The sequence below is a fragment of the Flagellimonas meishanensis genome, assembly GCF_019880545.1.
GTDB lineage: Bacteria > Bacteroidota > Bacteroidia > Flavobacteriales > Flavobacteriaceae > Flagellimonas > Flagellimonas meishanensis.
In genome coordinates, this window is record NZ_JAINVW010000003.1 from 1,071,925 (window position 1) to 1,092,921 (window position 20,997).

Annotated in this window: 21 protein-coding genes; 17 read left to right on the plus strand and 4 right to left on the minus strand. The window is 44.9% G+C overall.

Going from position 1 to position 20,997, the window contains the following annotated elements; all coding sequences use genetic code 11:
- Window positions 1-6: 6 nt before the first annotated feature.
- Together K7G75_RS12830 and K7G75_RS12835 are read left to right on the plus strand one after the other, a co-directional pair.
- Window positions 7-2,439: a TonB-dependent receptor gene (locus tag K7G75_RS12830; protein WP_222985033.1), complete on the plus strand. Its 2,433-nt coding sequence runs from the start codon at window positions 7-9 to the stop codon at window positions 2,437-2,439.
- Between the two features lie 9 nt (window positions 2,440-2,448).
- On the plus strand, window positions 2,449-3,099 hold the full coding sequence (locus K7G75_RS12835) for a hypothetical protein (RefSeq protein ID WP_222984638.1): 651 nt from the start codon (window positions 2,449-2,451) through the stop codon (window positions 3,097-3,099).
- Here K7G75_RS12835 and K7G75_RS12840 read toward each other — a convergent pair whose 3' ends face one another.
- A complete protein-coding gene (locus K7G75_RS12840; protein ID WP_222984639.1) occupies window positions 3,100-4,248 on the minus strand; it encodes a cysteine desulfurase family protein in 1,149 nt (382 codons plus the stop codon).
- 108 nt (window positions 4,249-4,356) lie between these two features.
- Between K7G75_RS12840 and K7G75_RS12845 the strand changes: the two genes are divergently transcribed.
- Window positions 4,357-4,875, plus strand: coding sequence for a hypothetical protein (locus K7G75_RS12845; protein ID WP_222984640.1), 519 nt, complete (start codon window positions 4,357-4,359; stop codon window positions 4,873-4,875).
- On the opposite strand, the gene K7G75_RS12850 is transcribed toward K7G75_RS12845, so the two are convergent.
- Entirely contained in the window at window positions 4,872-5,414 is a 543-nt protein-coding gene (locus K7G75_RS12850; RefSeq protein WP_222984641.1) for a Smr/MutS family protein, read from the minus strand. The genes K7G75_RS12845 and K7G75_RS12850 overlap by 4 nt on opposite strands.
- A gap of 63 nt (window positions 5,415-5,477) precedes the next feature.
- On the opposite strand from K7G75_RS12850, the gene K7G75_RS12855 reads away from it, so the two are divergent.
- The 3 genes from K7G75_RS12855 to K7G75_RS12865 are packed head-to-tail and all read left to right on the plus strand — an operon-like array spanning window position 5,478 to window position 6,460.
- Window positions 5,478-5,804, plus strand: a complete 327-nt coding sequence (locus tag K7G75_RS12855) for a DUF2752 domain-containing protein (RefSeq protein WP_262420347.1) — start codon at window positions 5,478-5,480, stop codon at window positions 5,802-5,804.
- A 10-nt stretch (window positions 5,805-5,814) separates the two neighbouring features.
- Entirely contained in the window at window positions 5,815-6,138 is a 324-nt protein-coding gene (locus tag K7G75_RS12860; RefSeq protein WP_222984642.1) for a CCC motif membrane protein, read from the plus strand.
- A 10-nt stretch (window positions 6,139-6,148) separates the two neighbouring features.
- Window positions 6,149-6,460 carry a CCC motif membrane protein gene (locus K7G75_RS12865; protein ID WP_222984643.1) on the plus strand — a complete coding sequence of 104 codons (312 nt, stop codon included), beginning with the start codon at window positions 6,149-6,151 and terminating at the stop codon, window positions 6,458-6,460.
- Here the strand turns inward: K7G75_RS12865 and K7G75_RS12870 are convergent.
- The gene (locus tag K7G75_RS12870) at window positions 6,457-8,658 is read right to left on the minus strand and encodes an ATP-dependent DNA helicase RecQ (RefSeq protein WP_222984644.1); all 2,202 of its coding nucleotides are present in this window, start codon (window positions 8,656-8,658) and stop codon (window positions 6,457-6,459) included. The genes K7G75_RS12865 and K7G75_RS12870 overlap by 4 nt on opposite strands.
- A gap of 182 nt (window positions 8,659-8,840) precedes the next feature.
- On the opposite strand from K7G75_RS12870, the gene K7G75_RS12875 reads away from it, so the two are divergent.
- Genes K7G75_RS12875 through lptB form a run of 4 tightly spaced genes read left to right on the plus strand, consistent with a single transcriptional unit; the run spans window position 8,841 to window position 11,780 of the window.
- Window positions 8,841-9,806 carry a KpsF/GutQ family sugar-phosphate isomerase gene (locus K7G75_RS12875; RefSeq protein WP_222984645.1) on the plus strand — a complete coding sequence of 322 codons (966 nt, stop codon included), beginning with the start codon at window positions 8,841-8,843 and terminating at the stop codon, window positions 9,804-9,806.
- Window positions 9,806-10,642 (plus strand): twin-arginine translocase subunit TatC, encoded by an 837-nt coding sequence (gene tatC / locus K7G75_RS12880; protein WP_222984646.1) that lies wholly within the window; start codon window positions 9,806-9,808, stop codon window positions 10,640-10,642. The genes K7G75_RS12875 and tatC overlap by 1 nt, the downstream gene beginning before the upstream one ends.
- Entirely contained in the window at window positions 10,632-10,982 is a 351-nt protein-coding gene (locus tag K7G75_RS12885) for a carboxymuconolactone decarboxylase family protein (protein WP_222984647.1), read from the plus strand. The genes tatC and K7G75_RS12885 overlap by 11 nt, the downstream gene beginning before the upstream one ends.
- A gap of 57 nt (window positions 10,983-11,039) precedes the next feature.
- The gene (lptB, locus tag K7G75_RS12890; RefSeq protein WP_222984648.1) at window positions 11,040-11,780 is read left to right on the plus strand and encodes an LPS export ABC transporter ATP-binding protein; all 741 of its coding nucleotides are present in this window, start codon (window positions 11,040-11,042) and stop codon (window positions 11,778-11,780) included.
- Here lptB and K7G75_RS12895 read toward each other — a convergent pair.
- On the minus strand, window positions 11,777-12,508 hold the full coding sequence (locus tag K7G75_RS12895; RefSeq protein WP_222984649.1) for a CDP-alcohol phosphatidyltransferase family protein: 732 nt from the start codon (window positions 12,506-12,508) through the stop codon (window positions 11,777-11,779). The genes lptB and K7G75_RS12895 overlap by 4 nt on opposite strands.
- Before the next feature lie 100 nt (window positions 12,509-12,608).
- Here K7G75_RS12895 and K7G75_RS12900 point away from each other — a divergent pair, with 100 nt between their 5' ends.
- The 7 genes from K7G75_RS12900 to secA all read left to right on the plus strand — a co-directional run bounded on the left by K7G75_RS12900 (window position 12,609) and on the right by secA (window position 20,850).
- The gene (locus K7G75_RS12900) at window positions 12,609-13,778 is read left to right on the plus strand and encodes a lipoprotein N-acyltransferase Lnb domain-containing protein (protein ID WP_222984650.1); all 1,170 of its coding nucleotides are present in this window, start codon (window positions 12,609-12,611) and stop codon (window positions 13,776-13,778) included.
- 21 nt (window positions 13,779-13,799) lie between these two features.
- The gene (locus K7G75_RS12905) at window positions 13,800-15,677 is read left to right on the plus strand and encodes an ABC-F family ATP-binding cassette domain-containing protein (protein ID WP_222984651.1); all 1,878 of its coding nucleotides are present in this window, start codon (window positions 13,800-13,802) and stop codon (window positions 15,675-15,677) included.
- Window position 15,678: 1 nt separating this feature from the next.
- Window positions 15,679-16,179: a hypothetical protein gene (locus K7G75_RS12910; protein WP_222984652.1), complete on the plus strand. Its 501-nt coding sequence runs from the start codon at window positions 15,679-15,681 to the stop codon at window positions 16,177-16,179.
- A 17-nt stretch (window positions 16,180-16,196) separates the two neighbouring features.
- On the plus strand, window positions 16,197-16,352 hold the full coding sequence (locus K7G75_RS12915; protein WP_222984653.1) for a hypothetical protein: 156 nt from the start codon (window positions 16,197-16,199) through the stop codon (window positions 16,350-16,352).
- A gap of 93 nt (window positions 16,353-16,445) precedes the next feature.
- Window positions 16,446-17,003 (plus strand): cob(I)yrinic acid a,c-diamide adenosyltransferase, encoded by a 558-nt coding sequence (locus K7G75_RS12920; protein ID WP_222984654.1) that lies wholly within the window; start codon window positions 16,446-16,448, stop codon window positions 17,001-17,003.
- Window positions 17,004-17,128: 125 nt separating this feature from the next.
- Window positions 17,129-17,353, plus strand: a complete 225-nt coding sequence (locus tag K7G75_RS12925) for a DUF2795 domain-containing protein (RefSeq protein WP_013551418.1) — start codon at window positions 17,129-17,131, stop codon at window positions 17,351-17,353.
- Between the two features lie 134 nt (window positions 17,354-17,487).
- Window positions 17,488-20,850: a preprotein translocase subunit SecA gene (secA, locus tag K7G75_RS12930; RefSeq protein ID WP_222984655.1), complete on the plus strand. Its 3,363-nt coding sequence runs from the start codon at window positions 17,488-17,490 to the stop codon at window positions 20,848-20,850.
- The last annotated feature ends 147 nt before the right edge of the window (window positions 20,851-20,997 follow it).

Sequence of the window (20,997 nt, forward strand, 5' to 3'; positions counted from 1 at the left end):
TTGTTGATGCTTTTGGCGCCTTCCCTTAGGGCACAGACAGCCACGGTTTACGGCATTGTCCTGGACGAAAACCAAAATCCAATATCCCAGGTGAACATAGTTGTTGGGAATAGGGGCACCAATTCCGATATTAATGGACACTATATCATAGAGGTCGTATCCGAAAAGAAGAACACGCTGACATTTTCCCATTTGGGCCATGAAAATGTGGTATTGGAAGATTTGATCCTGAACACGAACGAGACCTATGAGTTCAATCCAGTGATGAAAACAGGTGTCATTCAGGTTGCTGGGGTGGATGTATCCGCCACAGGCACCAAAAGTATAGATGGCATCACCACGGTAAGTCCAGAAATTGTACGTAAGATCCCTGGGGCCAATGCCGGGGTGGAAAACATCCTTAAGCTTTTGCCCGGTGTCTCCTTCAACAATGAGTTGAGCACACAATACCATGTGCGGGGTGGTAATTTTGATGAAAATCTGGTGTATGTGAACGGAATTGAGGTATACCGCCCCTTTTTGATACGTTCGGCACAGCAAGAAGGCCTTAGCTTTGTCAACAGTGACATGATTTCTGGATTGAAGTTTTCCGCAGGTGGATTTCAATCCAAATATGGTGATCGGCTCTCCTCTGTTCTTGATATTACCTACAAAACCCCGGTTAAATTTGGCCTACGCCTGGATGGCAGCTTATTGGGGGCCAGCGGCACATTGGAAACTGCATCAGAGAACCAACGGTTTACCACCATAACCGGATTACGGTACCGCAACAACAGCCTTTTGGTGAACAGTCAACAGACCGAAACCAACCTAAACCCAACATTTGTGGATCTACAGACTTGGCTCACCTATCGTTTCTCAAAAAAATTCCACCTAAACTTTTTGGGCACCTACTCCATAAATGATTATGAAAACGAACCTCTCACGCGTCAAACCAATTTTGGTACTTTGAATGACCCTCAGTTGCTCCTGGTTTTTTATGAGGGCATGGAAAACAACAAATATAACAGCGCTTTGGGAGCAATAAAGGCTGATTATTTTGTTCAGGACAACACCAAATTATCGTTTACAGGCTCTGCTTATCATACCCAAGAGCGGGAATTCTCGGATGTTATCGCCTCTTACGAACTGGGTCAGGTGGATACCGATCTCGGGAGTCCCAATTTGGGCGATGCCATTTCCACCAGAGGGGTTGGGTCACAACTGAACCGGGCGCGCAACCAGTTGGATGCCCTTATCTTCAATTTTTCACATCGAGGGGTGCACAAAAGGAACGGTGCCTCACTGGAATGGGGATTAAAATATGCCCACGAGGATTTCCGCGACCAACTCCGTGAATCCGAATTTGTAGACTCCGCTGGTTTTTTTATTCGTCCTTCAGAACCCGATTTTGTCAACAATCAGCCGGAAGAACCTTTTACGGCAGATATTGTACCCATAGAATCGGCCAGGGCGACGAATTTTGTCAAAACAAATCGGTTTTTGGGTTTTGTACAATATGGATCACATATGCAATGGGGCCGCAGTGACATTTATTGGAACCTTGGAGTGCGCGCACAGCATTGGAGGTTGAGTGGTGATGGAATAAGCACTACGTCTCAGACCATCTGGAGTCCCCGTGGCCAATTTTCGATCAAGCCGGATTGGAAAAGTGACGTACTCTTCCGTTTTGCCGTGGGGAGTTACCAACAACCCCCCTTTTATCGGGAGCTGCGCAATCGCACTGGGGAGATCAATCCCAATGTTGAGGCGCAAAAATCAATTCATTATGTGTTGGGAAGTGAGTATAGTTTCAACCTTTGGGAACAACCGTTCACACTCATCGGAGAGGCTTACTACAAGAATTTGTACAATGTAAACCCCTATACCATCGAGGACGTTAGGATTCGCTACGCCGCGGAGAACAATGCCAAAGCCTATGCCTATGGATTCGATTTCAGGTTGACAGGTGCTTTTGTGCCTGGGACCCAGTCGTGGGTAAGTCTTGGGTATTTGCAAACTGAGGAAAACATAGCGGGGCGGGGATACATATCAAGGCCAACGGACCAACGTTTTAAACTGGCCGTACTCTTTCAAGATTACGTGCCGAGCATTCCCAATCTCAAGCTTTATCTCAATCTTGTTTACAACACCGGTGTTCCCGGTGGTTCCCCCAATAATGCGGACCCATATAATTTTCAGAATAGATTAAGAGACTACAGGAGGGCCGATATGGGAATTTCCTATATTTTTGCAGACGAAAAAAACAACCACCCCAAAGGACACTGGTTGCATATATTTGAAGAGTTCCACGTTGGTTTTGAGATTTTCAACATGTTCAACAACCAGAACTCCATAACAAATACTTGGGTTAGGGACGTAGACACAAGGCAGCAGTTCGCTGTTCCCAATTTTTTGACCAGTCGTATCCTCAACCTCAGGTTTGGGATGCGTTTTTAAACAAAACCGATGAAAAAAATCTTTATTCTTATCATGTTTTTTGCCATAGCCCTGGTTTCAGCGCAAAAAAACATTTATGAGCATAGAAGATTTGATGCTCTTTCCGAAGACCACGAAGTTTTGGCCATAATTCCATTCATTGCCAATTTGGACCTTGACAACGAGGTGGATGCCAATGAGTTGGCCAACTTGGCCGAACGGGAGGGGTTTGCTGTACAAAATGCGCTTGAAACTTATTTTTCCAAGCGGAAGAAACGGAAAAAGTTCAACGTGGAGTTCCAGAATATCGAGGACACCAATGCCCTATTGTCCCAAAAAGGGGTAACCTATGGTAATTTGGACATCTATACAACCCAACAGTTGTGCGACATACTGAAGGTAGATGGAATCATAAGTGGCACGCTGACCTTGAATATCCTGCTTTCAGAGGGTGTTCCCACTACTTTTAGCCTTTTGGATTATTTTGGTGGTAATGCCGACTACGGACGAATTGGCATCAAGGTAAGTGATGGCACCACAGGGAAGTTATTGTGGAAATACGAGAAGGGAATTACCAAAAAAACGGGCAAGAACACCACGGAACTCATAGACCGAATGATGAAAATGGCTTCCCGAAAATTTCCTTACGACAAGGAGAAAAAGAAAAAAAACAAGAACTGATCAGCCCAACGCAAATTCCTTGAGGATGCCCACAGTGTAATCCAGTTCCTCCTTGGTATTGTACTTTGAAAAAGAAAAGCGAAGGGATGGTTTTTCCAACTCTCCGGGAGGCAAAATTTCGGTCAACACATGCGACCCCAGATTACTTCCGGACTGACAGGCGCTTCCCTTGGAACACGCAATGCCCTTCAAATCGAGATGAAACAACAGCATAAGCCCTTTTTGTTTGTCAAAGGGCAATCGCACATTGGCCAGCGTATAGGTGCTTTTGTCCAAATCGCCGGATAGTCCATTAAATTGTACCTCTGGGATTTCTTTTTTGATATTTTCAACAAAATAGCGTTTCAAGTCTTTCACGTATTGCATTTCCTGCTGCAAGTTTTCATAGGCCTGGACAAAGGCTTCCTCAAGGCCCACAATATTGTGGAAGGGTTCCGTTCCCGCTCTAAAACCGCGTTCCTGAGATCCCCCAAAAATAAATGGTTTGAGTCCTGCATTTTTTCTGATGAAAGCAAATCCTATTCCCTTCGGACCATGGAATTTATGTGCCGCAGCGGTCATAAAATCAATGGGAATGGACTGCACGTCCCAAGGATAATGCCCGATGGATTGTACCGTGTCGGAATGGAAAAGTGCTCCATATTGCCTACAAAGCGTCCCTATCCCTTCAATGTCCAGTATGTTTCCGATTTCATTGTTCACATGCATCAGACTCACCAACTTATTGCTATCGTTTGATGACAAAAGGGGCTCCAAATGGCTTAGCTTGGGATTCCCATGCTCGTCCAAATCCACAAACTCCAACGCAATCCCGTATTCTTTTTTCAATTCCTCGGCCGTATGCAAAACGGCATGATGCTCCACTTTGGACGTAATTACTGTCTGTACCCCAAGGTCGCGAACCGCGCAGCGCAGAATCATATTGTCAGCCTCAGTGCCTCCCGATGTGAAAATAATCTCCGAAGGCTGTGCATTCATCGTCTTGGCAATGGTCTTACGGGCTTTTTCAACGGCCGTTTTCGCAGACCGGCCAAAACTATGTGTGGAGGACGGGTTTCCGTAAAACTCCGCCAAGGCCTGTTGCATCTTGGCAATCACCTCGGGTCTCACCTGGGTGGTGGCCGCGTTATCGAGATATATTTTTTGCATGAATTGCTATCGTTTACACAAGACCAAAAATAGGGGATTTAAGTTAATTTCATTTAAAGTATCGGGAATGAGTAGGCTATTAAAATGGAATTCCTTTAAATTTGGAGCATGGTAAAATTTTTAAAAGCAGTGCCTATTTTTTGCCTCGCGATGTCCTGTGGCGATGGCGACCTTCAAATCGAAACTATCGATTTTGATAGTGCATCGGTGCAGTTTTGTGACGCTCCCCAGGCGGAGGGCACCAATCTCCTGTTCAAATTGAATGCTTCGGAGAGCCTTATCCTTGAACTACAGAGCGGAGTCCTCAACAAGGGCATTGTGGGCGAAGTCATCACTACCGAAAGTACCGTTCCGGGACAGTCCAAGCTTACCTACCGAATTTTTGATGCCAATGTAAGTACCAATTATTTTTGTGATGAACTGCCACCTGTATCCCCTCTTGTTTTGGATGAAATTGAGGCCCAGGACGGCCTTGTCATCATAGAGACCAGAGCCAATGAAGGCAGCACCAATTTTGTGCACACCATAAGCTTAAGTGGGGTGACCTTTGTAACAGAGTCCGGCGAGCGCATCACCAATCTTTCCATAAATGAGTTCGGGGAAGTGACCACCGCTGTTCCCGATTAGGCATTTTGGAAAATATATACCTCCGTTGCCCCTAATCCATATTTTTGATAATCTGCATCGTAATACTCCAGGTTATCGTACTTTTTGAAGAGATAATATAGTTCTTCCTTAAGTATGCCCTCCCCAACGCCATGAATAAAGACTACTTTTTGGATACGTTTGTCAATGGCAAAATCCAATTGCCGCTTTGCGGTTTCCAGTTGAAGGTTCAATATGTCGAACTTGCCCATTCCCCTGGTAGATTTCACCAATTGGTGAATGTGCAAATCCACTTCCATCTTAGGGGCATTCCTCTGTTTAGGCTTTGTTGATGGAACCTTGCCCCTTTTTTGCTGTTCTTTTTGTTCCTTTACCTGGGCCACCTCAAAATTGCTGACCGTAATGCCATCCTCCACCTTTACCACTTCATGAATGGGATACCTAAGGGGAAAACCATCCTGTCCCACCAGAACCACCTCATTTCCATGCAAAGCCTCAACCCTTCCCGAAATGGCCTCGTCCAGGACTTCCACATAATCCCCTACTTTAATGTTGCTCATGATATACGTTGTTCAAAAAGTTGCAGGAAAGTTCATCAGAAAGCAAAAATAATAGTATTTTTCTTGGCAGTAATAGCAAGCATGTACCTTAAACCAACCATTTATCTGCTCAGCGCAAAGGACTATATGTTGCCATGCCTCAACAAGGAGTTGTTGGGCCTGGAATGCCCCGGATGTGGGTTACAACGGTCGGTATTGCTGCTTTTTGAAGGGCAATTTTTGGAAGCTTTCAAAATGTACCCAGCTATTTTCACCTTGATTCCCTTTGTACTGCTATTGGCAAGCAGTAAAATTTTCAGTGCCAAACATCTCAACCCTTGGATAATTGGTCTTGGAGTGGCCAGTGTGGGCTTGATCTTAATAAATTTCATCATAAAATTGATACCTTAAACTTTATATTATGGAACAAAAAAATTTACCCAACGTTACCATTGCCTTGGTTTTGGCCATTCTTTCCTTTGTTTGTTGCTGCTTTGGAGGGGTCCCGGGACTTCTTCTAGCGGGAATAGCCTTCTTTCTGGTAAAAAAGGATGAAAAGACCTATGCCGAAAATCCTGATATGTATTCCAATTATAAGACATTGAAAACGGTCAAGACCGTCGCGATCATAGGGATGATCTTGGGTGCACTTTACTTCTTCTATTCAATGTGGTCCATCAATCAAATGGGTGGATGGGACGGATACATGGAGAAAGTGAACGAAATGATGGAACAATACCAATAACATTAAAACTATGAGCCAACAACCTTTACCAGGCGCTGGAACCGTGCTGACAATGGGCATCTTGTCCATTGTTGGTACCTTGTTCTGCTGCGGACCCTTCGGGGCAATTTTTAGCATTATAGGATTGACCAAAGCGAAGACCGCTACACAACTCTATGAACAGAATCCAGAGGGGTACACCGATTTTAGCAATGTGAAAACGGGCAAGATATTGTCCTATATAGGGTTGGCCTTGGCGGTCATCTCCTTGATTTTGCTTATCCTTTACTTTGGATTTATCGCAGCCATGATTTCTGCCGGTGAATGGAGTGGCGATTACTAGTTCGCCACTTCACTGATGAATTTGAGACGGTACAGGCGTAGCTCCTCATCTTCATAATCGCCTTCGAATTCTTCTATAGCATCCGAAATGGAATCGGTTGCGGCCTCCAAGAAGTATTCGTGGATTTCCTCTTGCTGGTCCTCGTCCAGGATTTCATCTATCCAGTAACCAATGTTCAATTTGGTCCCACTGAAAACGATCTGTTCCATTTCTTTGATGAGTTCCTGAAGTTCCAACCCTTTGGCAGAAGCTATATCGTCCAGGGGCAGCTTTCGGTCGATACTTTGGATCACGTAGAGCTTTAGTCCAGAATTGGCCCCTGTACTTTTTACCACAAGGTCATCGGGCCGCACTACATCATTTTCTTCCACATAGGTAGTAATAAGGTCAACGAAGGGTTTGCCATATTTTTTGGCCTTACCCTCACCCACTCCTTGTATATTGACCAACTCGTCAATGGATATGGGGTATTTCAAAGCCATATCCTCCAACGACGGATCTTGGAAGACCACAAAGGGTGGCACTTCCATTTTTTTGGCTTCTTTTTTGCGCAGATCTTTGAGCAACCTTAGAAGCATTTCATCGGCCACTGCCCCATTAGACTTTGCCGCCATGATCTCTGCTTGGTCGTTCTCCGCGGAATACACATGGTCCTTTGTCATTAGAAAGGATTGTGGTGCTTTTAGAAACTCCTCCCCTTCCCGGGTCAGGTGCAAGATCCCATACCTTTCTATTTCCTTTTTTAGGAGCCCGGCCACAAGAACCTGCCTTGCCAGGGCCATCCAATAGGCTTTGTCCCTTTCGGCACCAATGCCAAAAAACTCCTTTTCATCCGTTTTGTGGGAAGAAATCATCGCATTGACCTTTCCCACCAAAATTTTGACTATTTCCTTGGTCTTGAATTTTTCATTGGTCTCCTTTACGACCCGAAGGAGTTTTACCACTTCCTCCCCTGCCTCTTCTTTGGGCTTAGGATTCCTGGCGTTGTCATCCATGTCAGCGCCTTCGCCGTTCACCGCATCAAATTCCTCCCCAAAATAATGGAGTATGAACTTTCTACGGGACATGGATGTTTCGGCATAGGCCACAATTTCCTGTAGCAAGGCATTGCCAATTTCTTGCTCCGCTACAGGTTTTCCAGACATGAACTTCTCCAGTTTCTCCACATCTTTATAGGAATAAAAGGCCAAGCAATGGCCCTCCCCGCCATCGCGACCGGCTCGGCCCGTTTCCTGGTAGTAACTCTCAATGCTCTTGGGGATATCGTGATGTATTACAAAACGGACATCGGGTTTATCTATGCCCATCCCAAAGGCTATGGTGGCCACTACCACGTTTACTTCCTCCATAAGGAACATGTCCTGATATCTGGCCCGGGTCTTGGCATCGAATCCTGCGTGATAGGGAACGGCACTGATACCATTTACTTGGAGCACCTGTGCCAATTCCTCCACACGTTTTCTGCTGAGGCAATAAATGATTCCCGATTTTCCCTGATACTGTTTTACAAATCGGATGATGTCCGCGTCCACGTTTTGGGTCTTGGGTCGCACTTCGTAAAACAAATTGGGCCTGTTGAACGAAGCTTTGAACACTTTGGCATCCGTCATGCCCAAATTCTTGATAATGTCCTCTTGCACCTTGGGTGTTGCCGTGGCCGTAAGGCCTATAATGGGAATATCATCACCCAAACGATCTATTATGCCCCTGAGATTTCTGTATTCCGGCCTAAAGTCATGGCCCCATTCCGAAATGCAGTGGGCCTCATCCACCGCAACGAAGGATAGCCGAACATTTTTCAAAAACTCCACGTTCTCGTCTTTCGTAAGGGATTCTGGGGCTACATACAGCAGTTTGGTAAGTCCGTTGACCACATCTTCCTTCACCTGTTTCACCTCGGTCTTGGTCAAGGACGAATTAAGTACATGGGCAATGCCTCTTTGTTCAGAAATTCCGCGAATGGCATCCACTTGATTCTTCATCAGGGCTATCAATGGCGACACCACAATGGCAGTGCCCTCCTTCATGATGGCCGGTAGCTGGTAGCACAATGATTTTCCCCCTCCGGTGGGCATGATCACAAATGTATCCTTGTCCTCTAGAATGTTGTGTATCACCTTTTCTTGCAGGCCCTTGAACTTTGAAAAACCAAAATATTTTTTTAGGGAGGAATGTAACTCGGTACTCGTAAGGCTCATTTCCGTATTTTCAATTTATATCAACCTGAGAAGGCTGGAAAGGTTCAAATTTCCAATATCAATCCAACACAAAAGGTATTCCATCTTTCTTCGTGGTTTGTAAAAGATAGTTTGATTAGTTTTGTAATCTTAAATATAACATATTCTTTTAGGAATACAATCTAGCTAATCAGTTAATTACATTGAGCGATATCCAATCCATTTTATCGATTGCAAAACGGACCCTTGAGACGGAAAGCAAGGCCATTTATAACCTAATTGGACAACTTGATGAACAATTTGCCCAAACGGTGCAGCACATTTTTGATTCCAAGGGCAGGGTGGTAGTTTCCGGAGTGGGAAAAAGTGCCATTATTGCTTCTAAAATTGTTGCAACCCTAAATTCAACCGGGACACCTGCCATATTTATGCACGCCGCGGATGCCATCCATGGAGACCTCGGCACCATCCAGGAGGATGATATTGTGATCTGTCTTTCCAAAAGTGGGAACACTCCAGAGATAAAGGCACTGCTTCCCTTAATCAAAATAGGAAAGAACAAATTGGTGGGCGTAACCGGAAACATGGACTCGATTTTGGCCAAACAGGCCGATTTTGTTTTGAACAGCTACGTGGAAAAAGAAGCCTGCCCCAACAATCTGGCGCCGACCACCAGTACCACGGCCCAAATGGCGTTGGGAGATGCGCTGGCCATCTGCCTTTTGGAATTGAGGGGCTTTAGCAGTTCCGATTTTGCCAAATACCATCCTGGGGGCGCCTTGGGCAAAAAACTCTATTTGAGGGTTGCGGATATTGTAATCAACAACCAGAAACCGCAAGTGGACATCAATACTAGTGTGAAACAGGTAATTGTTGAAATTTCAGAAAAAATGTTGGGCGTCACGGCGGTGATGGACCAAGGAAAAGTAGTGGGCATTGTCACCGATGGTGATATCCGTAGGATGCTCAGCAAGCACGATAACATCAGCAATCTTGTTGCCAAGGACATCATGACCTCCAATCCAAAATCCGTGGAGGTGGATACCCTGGCCGTAAAAGCGTTGAACTTGCTTCAACAGCAGGGCATTTCACAGCTCCTGGCCTTTGACAATGGTTCGTATGCCGGTGTGGTCCATATCCATAATCTTATAAACGAGGGAATCCTGTAATGGCAAAGGCATTGAAGAAAAATCCCGACGAAATGTCCTTTTTGGACCATTTGGAGGAGCTGCGCTGGCACCTGATACGCTCCACACTGGCCATCGTAATTGTGGGGTGTGCGGCTTTTTTTGCCAAGGATTTCATTTTTGATACCGTCATTTTCGGCCCCAAGAAAATGGATTTCCCCACATACAGATTCTTCTGCAAGATCGCGACCTTTTTTGGAATCGATTCAGAATTTTGTAGTGACTCCTTGCCGTTTACAATCCAAAACCGGACCATGGCAGGGCAGTTTTCGGCCCATATCTGGACATCCATTTGGGCCGGGTTCATCATTGCGTTCCCCTACGTGTTATGGGAACTATGGCGTTTTATAAGCCCTGGGCTTTATGAAAAGGAACGGAAATACTCCAGAGGGTTTATATTGACCGCCTCTTTTCTGTTCTTTTTGGGAGTCCTTTTCGGATACTACGTGGTCGCACCCTTGTCCATCAATTTTTTGGGGACTTACCAAGTGAGCAAGGAGGTGCTCAACGAAATTGATATCAGCTCGTTCATCTCCACGGTAAGGGCCTCGGTGATTGCTTGTGGGATTATGTTTGAACTGCCCATCATCATATTTTTTATGACCAAAGTGGGACTTGTGACCCCAGAGATCCTTAAAAAGTATAGAAAAATTGCCTTGGTGATCGTCCTGGTCTTCTCTGCGATAATCACCCCGCCTGATGTGGCCAGCCAAATTGTGGTTGCCGTTCCCGTCCTAATCCTGTATCAGATCAGTATCTATATTTCCAAATTAGTCCTTAAAAGGGAAGCCAAAAAAGAGAAAAAAAATGCCAAATAAAATAGAAGAATTCAATGCCTATCGTTCCAAGATGAACGAAAAGCTACTGGCTGAAAACAACAAACTGATCAAGCGCATCTTCAATCTGGACACCAACGCCTATATGGCAGGTGCTTTGGACGTAAAGACCAAAGAACTGCTCGGATTGGTGGCATCCGCCGTGCTGCGTTGCGATGATTGTGTAAAATACCACCTCGAAAGTTCCAGAAAAGCCGGTGCAAACAAGGAAGAGATAATGGAAACCTTGGGAATTGCCACCCTGGTGGGCGGCACAATCGTAGTCCCCCACTTGCGAAGAGCCTACGAATTTTGGGAGGCCCTTGAAGAACATGGAGCTTAAAAAAATCCCAAAGACCTATCCATAGAAACAGAATATGTTTAGTTTTGGCACATCCGTATGAAGCTACGCGCAGACAATATAACAAAGGCCTATAGGGGCCGAAGAGTGGTCAAAGGCATATCGCTGGAGGTAAATCAAGGTGAGATCGTTGGTCTTTTGGGACCCAATGGAGCGGGCAAGACCACTTCATTCTACATGATTGTTGGCTTGATAAAGCCCAATGGGGGCAAAATCTTTTTGGATGACATGGAGATCACCGACTTCCCCATGTACAAAAGGGCACAAAATGGCATTGGCTACTTGGCGCAGGAAGCATCGGTTTTCAGAAAATTGAGCATTGAGGACAACATTTTGAGTGTGCTGCAATTGACAAAGTTGAGCAAAAAGGAACAGCACATGAAAATGGAATCCCTGATCGATGAATTCGGGTTGGGCCATATAAGAAAAAACCGGGGGGATTTGCTCTCGGGCGGGGAGCGCAGACGTACCGAAATAGCGCGGGCACTGGCAACCGACCCAAAATTTATCCTTTTGGACGAGCCCTTTGCCGGGGTGGACCCCGTCGCTGTTGAGGATATCCAACGTATTGTGGCGCAACTGAAAAATAAAAACATTGGTATACTGATCACGGACCACAATGTACAAGAGACCTTGGCCATTACCGAGCGTTCGTACCTCATGTTTGAGGGAGGAATCTTAAAAGCCGGTGTTCCCGAGGAATTGGCCGTGGATGAAATGGTCCGCAAAGTGTACCTTGGACAGAATTTTGAGCTTCGAAAAAAGAAATTGGACTTTTAGGCTGTACCGTTTTTGGGCATCAACATAGAAGCCAAAATATAAAATACGATAATCAGAGGTATTGCCAAAAACTTGAGGGTCAACAACAGAACCAGACTTCCTATCAAAAACAAATAGCGCATCCCATTGTCCTTAAAACTCCAGTTGTCAAATTTTAGTGCAAAAAGGTCGATGCTTGAATTCAAGAGGTAAGCACTGACCAAGGTCAGCCCTACTAAAAACCATTGGTTCAGAATAATGCCGCTCAAAAACTCATTGTTGTGATACAACAAAATCAGTGGCAGGGAAAGAATCAACAATGCATTGGCAGGGGTCGGCAATCCCTTGAATGACGACACTTGGTTTTCATCCACATTGAACTTGGCCAGCCGGTACGCGGAGGCCATCGTTATCACAAATCCCAAAAAAGGAAGCAAGGTCATTTCGGTATCATGGCCAAAAAAACCAAGATTCCAACCCCCTCGCTGTGCCATATCCAACAATTGAAACATGACAATACCGGGGGTAAGACCACTTGTGATCATATCGGCAAGAGAATCCAATTGCACACCAACCTCGCTTTGCACGCCAAGCTTTCTCGCAGCCAATCCGTCCAAAAAATCAAAAAGTATACCTATAAAAACAAAAAGTGCTGCCAGTTCCAGGTGGTTCAGGACGGCAAACAGGACGGCGACACAGCCACTAAAAACATTGAGTAAGGTCAGAAAGTTGGGAACATATTGCTTCATAGGGTCACATTTTCGTAAAAATAAGCGAAAAAACAAAGAGATTCGTTTTGATGTACCGCAGTGCCATATTTATTTTGATATTTGCCAGACAATTGTTGAAATGAAACTCCGCAGTGTTCTTTTTATAGGGTTCCTTTTGCTTGTAACAAAGGTGTTTGCCCAGGTGCCACAGCTTACGGACCGGGCCCAGATAAGTCTGCTCACCTGCGCAGCTGGGGATGAATTGTATTATTCATTCGGGCATACTGCCCTTAGGGTGCAAGACCCCGTGTTGGGCATAGATGTGGTCTATAACTACGGTACTTTTGATTTTAACCGGCCCAATTTCTACCTCAACTTCGTGAAGGGAAAATTGGTTTATTCGCTATCCAGAAGAAGTTTTGATGCTTTTTTATATGACTACGAACTTGAAAGGCGATGGGTGAAAGAACAGATCCTGGATTTGGACCTGGAGGAAAAAAATGGAATGCTGGCCTATCTTGAAAACAATTACCTACCCCAAAACCGCGACTACCTCTATGACCCCCTTTGGCACAACTGTTCCAGCATAACAGGGGATATTTTAAAAGATCTTTATGGGGATGCCATTGTTTTTGATGGTTCCCATCTTGAAAAAAGATACACCTTTAGGCAACTGGTACGGCAACATTTGGATATCAATTCATGGGGTGCATTTGGGATAGATGTGGCCTTTGGATCAGTGGTAGATCGCAAAGCGACGGTAAGGGAGCACATGTTTCTTCCCTACTACACCATGAGCCAAATGCGCAACACGACAAAAAATGGAAAACCGCTGTTACAAAGGGAACGGACGGTATTGGACTATGCCGAACATGTCAGTAACAGCTACTTTCCACTATCGCCCCTTTTCTGGTTTACTCTGCTTTTGATTTTCACCGCCACCATTACCTATTTCGACTACAAGCATAAGTCCAGAAGCCGCTGGTTGGATTTTTCTTTGTTACTGCTGACCGGTCATGTGGGCACTATCCTGTTCCTGCTGTGGGTGGCCACGGACCATACCTCCACCCCGTATAATTTCAATCTGCTTTGGGCCTTTCCCCTGAATCTGGTAGTGGGGTTTGTTTTGATTTTTCAACCCAAACTGCCTTCCTGGAGCATCACCTATTTTTGGTTTCTTCTGGTACTTTTTGCGATTTTGATCTTACTTTGGGTGCTGAAGATCCAGGTTTTCTCACCGGTCATAATCCCAATCATGTTGACTTTGGGCATCAGATATGCCTTTGGCATAAAAATGGCGCGGCCTTAACGCCATGAACAAACTTTTTGTATGAACCTGTTGACTGCAGAAAACATATCGAAGTCTTATGGCGAGCTTGTCCTTTTCTCCCACATATCCTTTGGAATCAACAAAGGGCAAAAAATAGCGCTTATTGCCAAAAACGGCAGTGGAAAAACCTCAATCCTAAACATCTTGTCGGGCAAGGACATTTCGGAGACGGGACAAGTGACCTTGAGAAAAAGCACACAGATCGCTTTCCTGGAACAAGAACCAGATCTAAATCCAGATCTCACCATTGAGGAAACCATACTTGCCACCGACAATGAGGTCCTAAAAATAATAGCTGCCTACGAAAAGGCCGTTGAAAACCCGAATGATGCCGAAAAGTATCAAAAGGCCTTTGAAGCCATGGAGAGGCATAACGCCTGGGATTTTGAGACCCAATACAAACAGATACTCTTCAAGCTGCAACTGACCGAACTCAGCGTGAAGGTGGGTACACTTTCCGGAGGACAAAAAAAACGCCTGGCACTTGCCAATGCACTGCTAAAAAATCCGGAGCTATTGATCTTGGATGAACCCACCAACCATTTGGACCTTGAAATGATAGAATGGTTGGAAGCTTATTTCACCAAAGAGAACATGACCTTGTTCATGGTCACGCACGACCGTTATTTTTTGGACCGGGTATGCAATGAAATAATCGAACTGGACAACAACCAGCTTTATACCTACAAGGGGAACTACTCCTATTACCTGAAGGAAAAAGAGGCCCGTATGGAACGTGAGGCCGTGGAACAACATAAATCCAAACTACTCTACAAGCAGGAACTGGATTGGATCAGGAGGCAGCCCAAGGCCCGGACCACCAAATCCAAATCCAGGATTGATGATTTCAATGAAATCAAGCAACGGGCGCACCAGCGTAGAAAAGAGCACCAAGTACAATTGGAGTTGAACATGGAACGCCTCGGGAGCAAGATATTGGAGTTGCACAGGGTTTCCAAATGCTATGGGGACAAATTGATACTGGACAAGTTCGATTATAGCTTCACCAAAGGTGAACGGGTTGGTATCATCGGGAAAAATGGCACCGGAAAATCCACTTTTTTGAACATAATCACTCAAAGCGAGACCATTGACGGTGGTAAAGTGGTTGTTGGCGATACCCTAAAATTTGGTTACTATACCCAAAAAGGGATTCATGTAAAAGAAGGGCAAAAAGTAATAGATGTGATCCGCGAGTATGGAGATTATATCCCATTGAAAAAAGGAAAACAGATATCGGCTCAACAATTGTTGGAACGCTTTCTTTTTGACCGTAAAAAACAGTATGACTTTGTTGAAAAACTAAGTGGTGGGGAACGAAAACGGCTCTATTTGTGTACCGTGCTCATCCAAAACCCCAATTTTTTGATTCTGGACGAACCAACCAACGATCTGGACATCGTGACCCTTAACGTGCTTGAGAATTTTTTGTTGGATTTTCCGGGATGCCTTATCGTGGTATCGCACGACCGCTACTTTATGGACAAAATCGTGGACCACTTATTTATATTTAAGGGCGATGGCGTAATTGATGACTTTCCTGGAAACTACTCCGATTACCGTGTTTATGAAAACAGCAAAGCTGCCGAGGAACGGGAAACTAAGGACAGTAGTGTTGACAAAACCCAAAAAACGCAGTGGAAGGAGAAAGACAATGCCAGAAAGCTTTCCTATCTGGAGCAAAAGGAGCACAAAAACCTGGAAAAGGAAATTCAAAAACTAGAGGAAGAAAAGGAGGCGTTACAGCAAAAGTTCGGTGATCCAGATCTAACCGGAGAGGAAATCGACCAACTCGCCATCAAGCTCGGGGAAATCACAGGTGCCATTGAGGAAAAAACAGAACGTTGGTTCGAGCTTTCATCCATTTTAGAAGGATAGAATGCGGTTCAGGATCATTTCATACCTAAGATTTCTGATTAAATCCACCAACGCCCATGGGGTGCACTCCCCTTTTGTGTTCAACTTTGTTACCCAATGTCTGTATTCCAAGAGGAGGTATTCCAACAACAGGGTCATCAATATCCTTTTGAACAGCATTGATTATTTTAAGGCGCGGAGTGTGTATCTGGAAAACCACGAAATGGCCAAAAAGGAAATTGAAAGCCGATTTCCTGGAATTGATTTTGATGCAGCTCTTTGCGACATCCTATTAATAAATCGATTGGACCAATCCGGGTTTTGCCAACTGCTTCATGAAGGAATACTTCACAATGATAGCATGATCTTGGTCGATTCCATTCATAAAAATACGGCGAAACTGGATGAATGGAAAACGTTGGTGGCACTACCAGAGATTACCGTCAGTGTGGATATGTATTTTTGCGGGGCGATTTTTATCCGAAAAGAACAGGTAAAACAACATTTTACCATTCGGATTTAAAAAGGTAATTTTAAACTATGGAATTCGCATCAACAGACAGCACAATTTGGTACGTTCTGGTGGTTTTGGGACTGATTTATCTTGTCATTCTCTTCCGCAACAAAAAAGCAACCAAACGAAGGAGGTCCCGCAGGTTCATGGAGGGCAAACGGAGACGGGACAATGAACAGTGAGCAATGTTCAATCAACAATAAAACTTCATAGCCCCCCAGACCAATATGAACTGATAATTGATTATTGTAAATTGATTATTGATAACTAATACCATGAAAATCTACACCAAAACCGGCGATAAGGGAACCACGGCACTGTTCACGGGGAAAAGGGTTCCCAAGCACCATATCCGAATAGAAAGTTACGGGACCATCGATGAACTCAACTCATTCCTTGGACTTATACGGGACCAAGAAATCGATGAACACGCTAAAAATATCATTGTACTGATTCAAAATAAGCTGTTCACGGTTGGTTCCATCCTTGCCACGGAACCCAAAAAGGACAATAGGTTAAAAATTCCAAGAATAAGTGATGAAGACATTGTGCTTCTGGAAAAGGAAATGGACAAAATGAACGAGGAACTTCCAGAAATGACACATTTTATACTTCCAGGTGGGCATCCCACTGTGTCATACTGTCATATTGCCAGAACCGTGTGTCGCAGGGCAGAACGCATGATCTCATACCTACATGAGGACGAACCGGTCCCAGACACCCTACTTTCCTATATTAACAGGCTTTCCGATTACCTCTTCGTATTGGCACGAAAGTTGTCAAAGGATTTGAAAGCCAAGGAAGTCAAGTGGATTCCTGAGAAATTGGACTAATAAAATCGCTTTTTCAGCGTTAGAATTTTGTCAGTTTCAAAATAATCTTTAATTATTTACGATTTTACTTGACAAATTGGGTTTAAAAATTATTTTTGCAAAAAATTTAAAATCAAACCGTTACTATGTACTGGACATTAGAACTAGCCTCATATTTAAGTGACGCACCGTGGCCAGCCACCAAAGACGAACTGATAGATTACGCTATCCGGACAGGAGCGCCGTTGGAGGTTGTGGAAAACCTACAGAGCATGGAAGAAGAAGGTGGTGAAATTTACGAGTCCATTGAGGAGATCTGGCCGGATTACCCCACTGAGGAAGATTACCTCTGGAACGAGGATGAATATTAACTTTCGGAAAAACAAACCCCATTGAAAAGTCTCTTTTGAGGCTTTTTTTTATGTAATTTTGACACCCTGGCAAAAGTTTCAACCATCACTCCAGACAATGGAACAGCTTTTGCAAATCAAAAGAAAAACAATTCATGAGCTTTATTAATTCCGTACTAAAGGTATTTGTAGGAGATAAATCGAAGAAAGACGTAAGGGCCCTGGAACCTTTGGTGAAAGAAATAAAATCCTTTGAGCAACAACTGGAGGGATTGACCCATGACGAGCTGCGTCAAAAAACCGTGGCATTCAAAGCAAAAATAGAGGCCGATTGTAAGGAAATCAATGACAAAATTGCCTCCTTGCACGATGAGGTCCAAAATTCCAACGACATAGACCGCAATGAAGAAATCTATGCCGAAATAGACAGTTTGGGCGAGGAAGCCTATAAAATTTCCGAAAAAACGCTCAACGATCTGCTTCCTGAGGCCTTTGCGGTCATCAAGGAAACTGCCAAACGCTTCGCGGCCAACGAGACCTTGACGGTTACGGCCACAGAATTTGACCGTTTGCTTTCCGGAAGCAAGGACTACGTTTCTTTGGAAGGAGACAATGCCATCTGGAAAAATTCTTGGGACGCAGCGGGCAAAGAGGTCACCTGGGACATGGTGCATTACGACGTGCAGCTTATCGGTGGTATTGCACTGCACCAAGGCAAAATTGCCGAAATGCAGACCGGGGAAGGTAAAACCTTGGTGGCAACACTCCCACTCTATCTGAACGCCTTGGCGGGCAAAGGAGCCCACTTGGTAACCGTCAACGATTATCTTGCTAAACGTGACAGCGCTTGGATGGCGCCCATTTTTGAGTTCCATGGGCTCTCCGTGGACTGTATAGACAAGCATCGTCCCAACTCCGATGGCCGACGCGATGCATACAATGCCGATATTACCTACGGTACCAATAACGAATTTGGGTTTGATTACCTGCGCGATAATATGGCACACACCCCAGGGGATTTGGTCCAACGCCCACATCACTATGCCATTGTGGATGAGGTGGATTCGGTATTGATCGATGACGCACGTACTCCATTGATCATATCTGGCCCCGTGCCCGAAGGCGACCGTCACGAATTCAATGAATTAAAACCAAAAGTTTCCGACATCGTCCAAAAACAGCGTCAATATTTGACCGGGGTCCTGGCCGAGGCCAAAAAGCTCATTAAAGAAGGTGATACCAAGGAAGGTGGTTTTTTACTGCTACGCGTGCATAGAGGGCTACCAAAAAACAAGGCACTCATCAAATTTTTGAGTGAAGAGGGCGTCAAGCAGCTCTTGCAGAAGACGGAGAACTTCTACATGCAGGACAACAATCGCGAGATGCCGAAGGTAGATGCCGAACTGCTCTTTGTGATCGATGAAAAAAACAACCAAATAGAACTTACCGATAAGGGGGTCGATTATATTTCTGGCGACCAGGATAAGGATTTCTTTGTGATGCCCGATATCGGAAGTGAAATTGCCAAGATAGAAGAACAAAATCTTGAAATAGAAAAAGAGGCAGAGCTCAAAGAAGACCTTTTTAAGGATTTTGCCATAAAAAGTGAACGTATCCACACCATGACCCAATTGCTCAAGGCTTACACGCTGTTTGAAAAGGATGTGGAATACGTAGTCATGGAAAACAAAGTAATGATCGTCGATGAGCAAACAGGGCGTATTATGGACGGGCGTCGATATTCCGATGGGCTCCACCAAGCCATTGAGGCAAAGGAAAATGTGAAGATCGAGGCCATGACCCAGACCTTCGCCACCATTACCCTGCAGAATTATTTCAGGATGTACAACAAACTGGCCGGGATGACAGGTACAGCGGTAACCGAAGCCGGGGAGTTTTGGGAAATCTACAAACTGGACGTTATGGAAATCCCAACAAACCGACCCATTGCCCGTGACGACCGAAACGATTTGATCTACAAGACCAAACGGGAAAAGTACAACGCCATCATTGAAGAAGTGACCGAATTGTCCAACGCAGGAAGACCTGTTTTGATTGGTACCACCTCGGTAGAAATTTCGGAATTGCTATCCAAATTATTGAGCGTTCGTAAAATTCCGCATAACGTATTGAACGCCAAACTCCATAAAAAAGAGGCCGATATTGTTGCAGAGGCAGGTAAATCCGGGATTGTGACCATTGCAACGAACATGGCAGGTCGTGGAACGGACATTAAGCTATCCGATGAGGTTAAAACGGCTGGTGGACTTGCCATTGTGGGCACCGAACGCCATGATTCCCGAAGGGTGGACCGACAGTTGAGAGGACGTTCTGGACGTCAAGGAGACCCAGGAAGCTCTCAGTTCTATGTTTCGTTGGAAGACAATCTTATGCGTTTGTTCGGTTCGGACCGCGTGGCCAAGATGATGGACCGCATGGGCCTTGAAGAAGGCGAAGTGATCCAGCACTCCATGATGACCAAATCCATTGAACGTGCCCAGAAAAAAGTGGAGGAGAACAACTTCGGTATCCGTAAGCGCCTGCTCGAGTATGACGATGTCATGAACGCACAGCGCGAAGTGGTATACAAGCGGAGAAGGCACGCTTTGCAGGGAGAACGCTTAAAGGTGGATATCGCCAACATGATCTATGACACCTGTGAGGTAATCGCAGAGACCAACAAGATGGCCGAGGATTACAAAAACTTTGAGTTTGAGCTCATCAAATATTTCTCCATCACCTCCCCAATCGATGAGGAGGATTTCAAAAGGCTGAGCTTCCAGGAAATTGCCAACAAGGTGTACAAGGCCGCTTACGACTTTTATCGACAGAAAATGGAACGCAGTGCCACCATTGCATTCCAGGTCATCAAAAAGGTGTATGAAGACCAATCGAACAAGTTTGAGCGTATCGTTGTGCCCTTTACCGATGGCATAAAAACCCTGAACGTGGTCACCAATCTGGAAAAGGCTTACAAAAGCGACGGAAAACAGTTGATCACTGATTTTGAGAAAAACATTTCCCTGGCTATCATCGATGATTCATGGAAAACACACTTGCGCAAGATGGACGAGCTGAAGCAATCCGTGCAATTGGCCGTTCATGAGCAAAAAGACCCCTTGTTGATCTACAAGTTCGAAGCCTTTGAACTTTTCAAGGAAATGATAGACAAAGTGAACAAGGAAGTGATATCGTTCTTGTTCAAAGGGGAACTTCCTTCTGAAAACACCGCTCAAATACAAGAGGCCAGAACGGTGCGAAGGCCCAAGGAGGACCTTAGAACATCCAAGGAAGAAATACCGAACAGCGACGAACTGGCCGCACAAAATCGGGCAGTGGGACAAACCCAGGGCAGAAGACCACAGATAACGGAGACGATAACCCGTGAGAAGCCAAAAATTGGACGAAACGAAAGGGTCACCATAAAGAACATCATGTCCGGGGAAAGCAAGACCGTAAAATACAAACAGGCCGAGCCCCTCATTGAAAAGGGAGAATGGGTGTTGATGGATGAATGACCCATAAGAGGACTAAACCTTACAGCGACAGCTTTTATAGCTGTCGCTTTTGATTATATCAAAAACAAAGTTTAGATTTACGGCAGAAACACCCCATAAATAGCTACTTTACTACTCTATTTTCAACCTTTTTTGTAGTATAAGAAC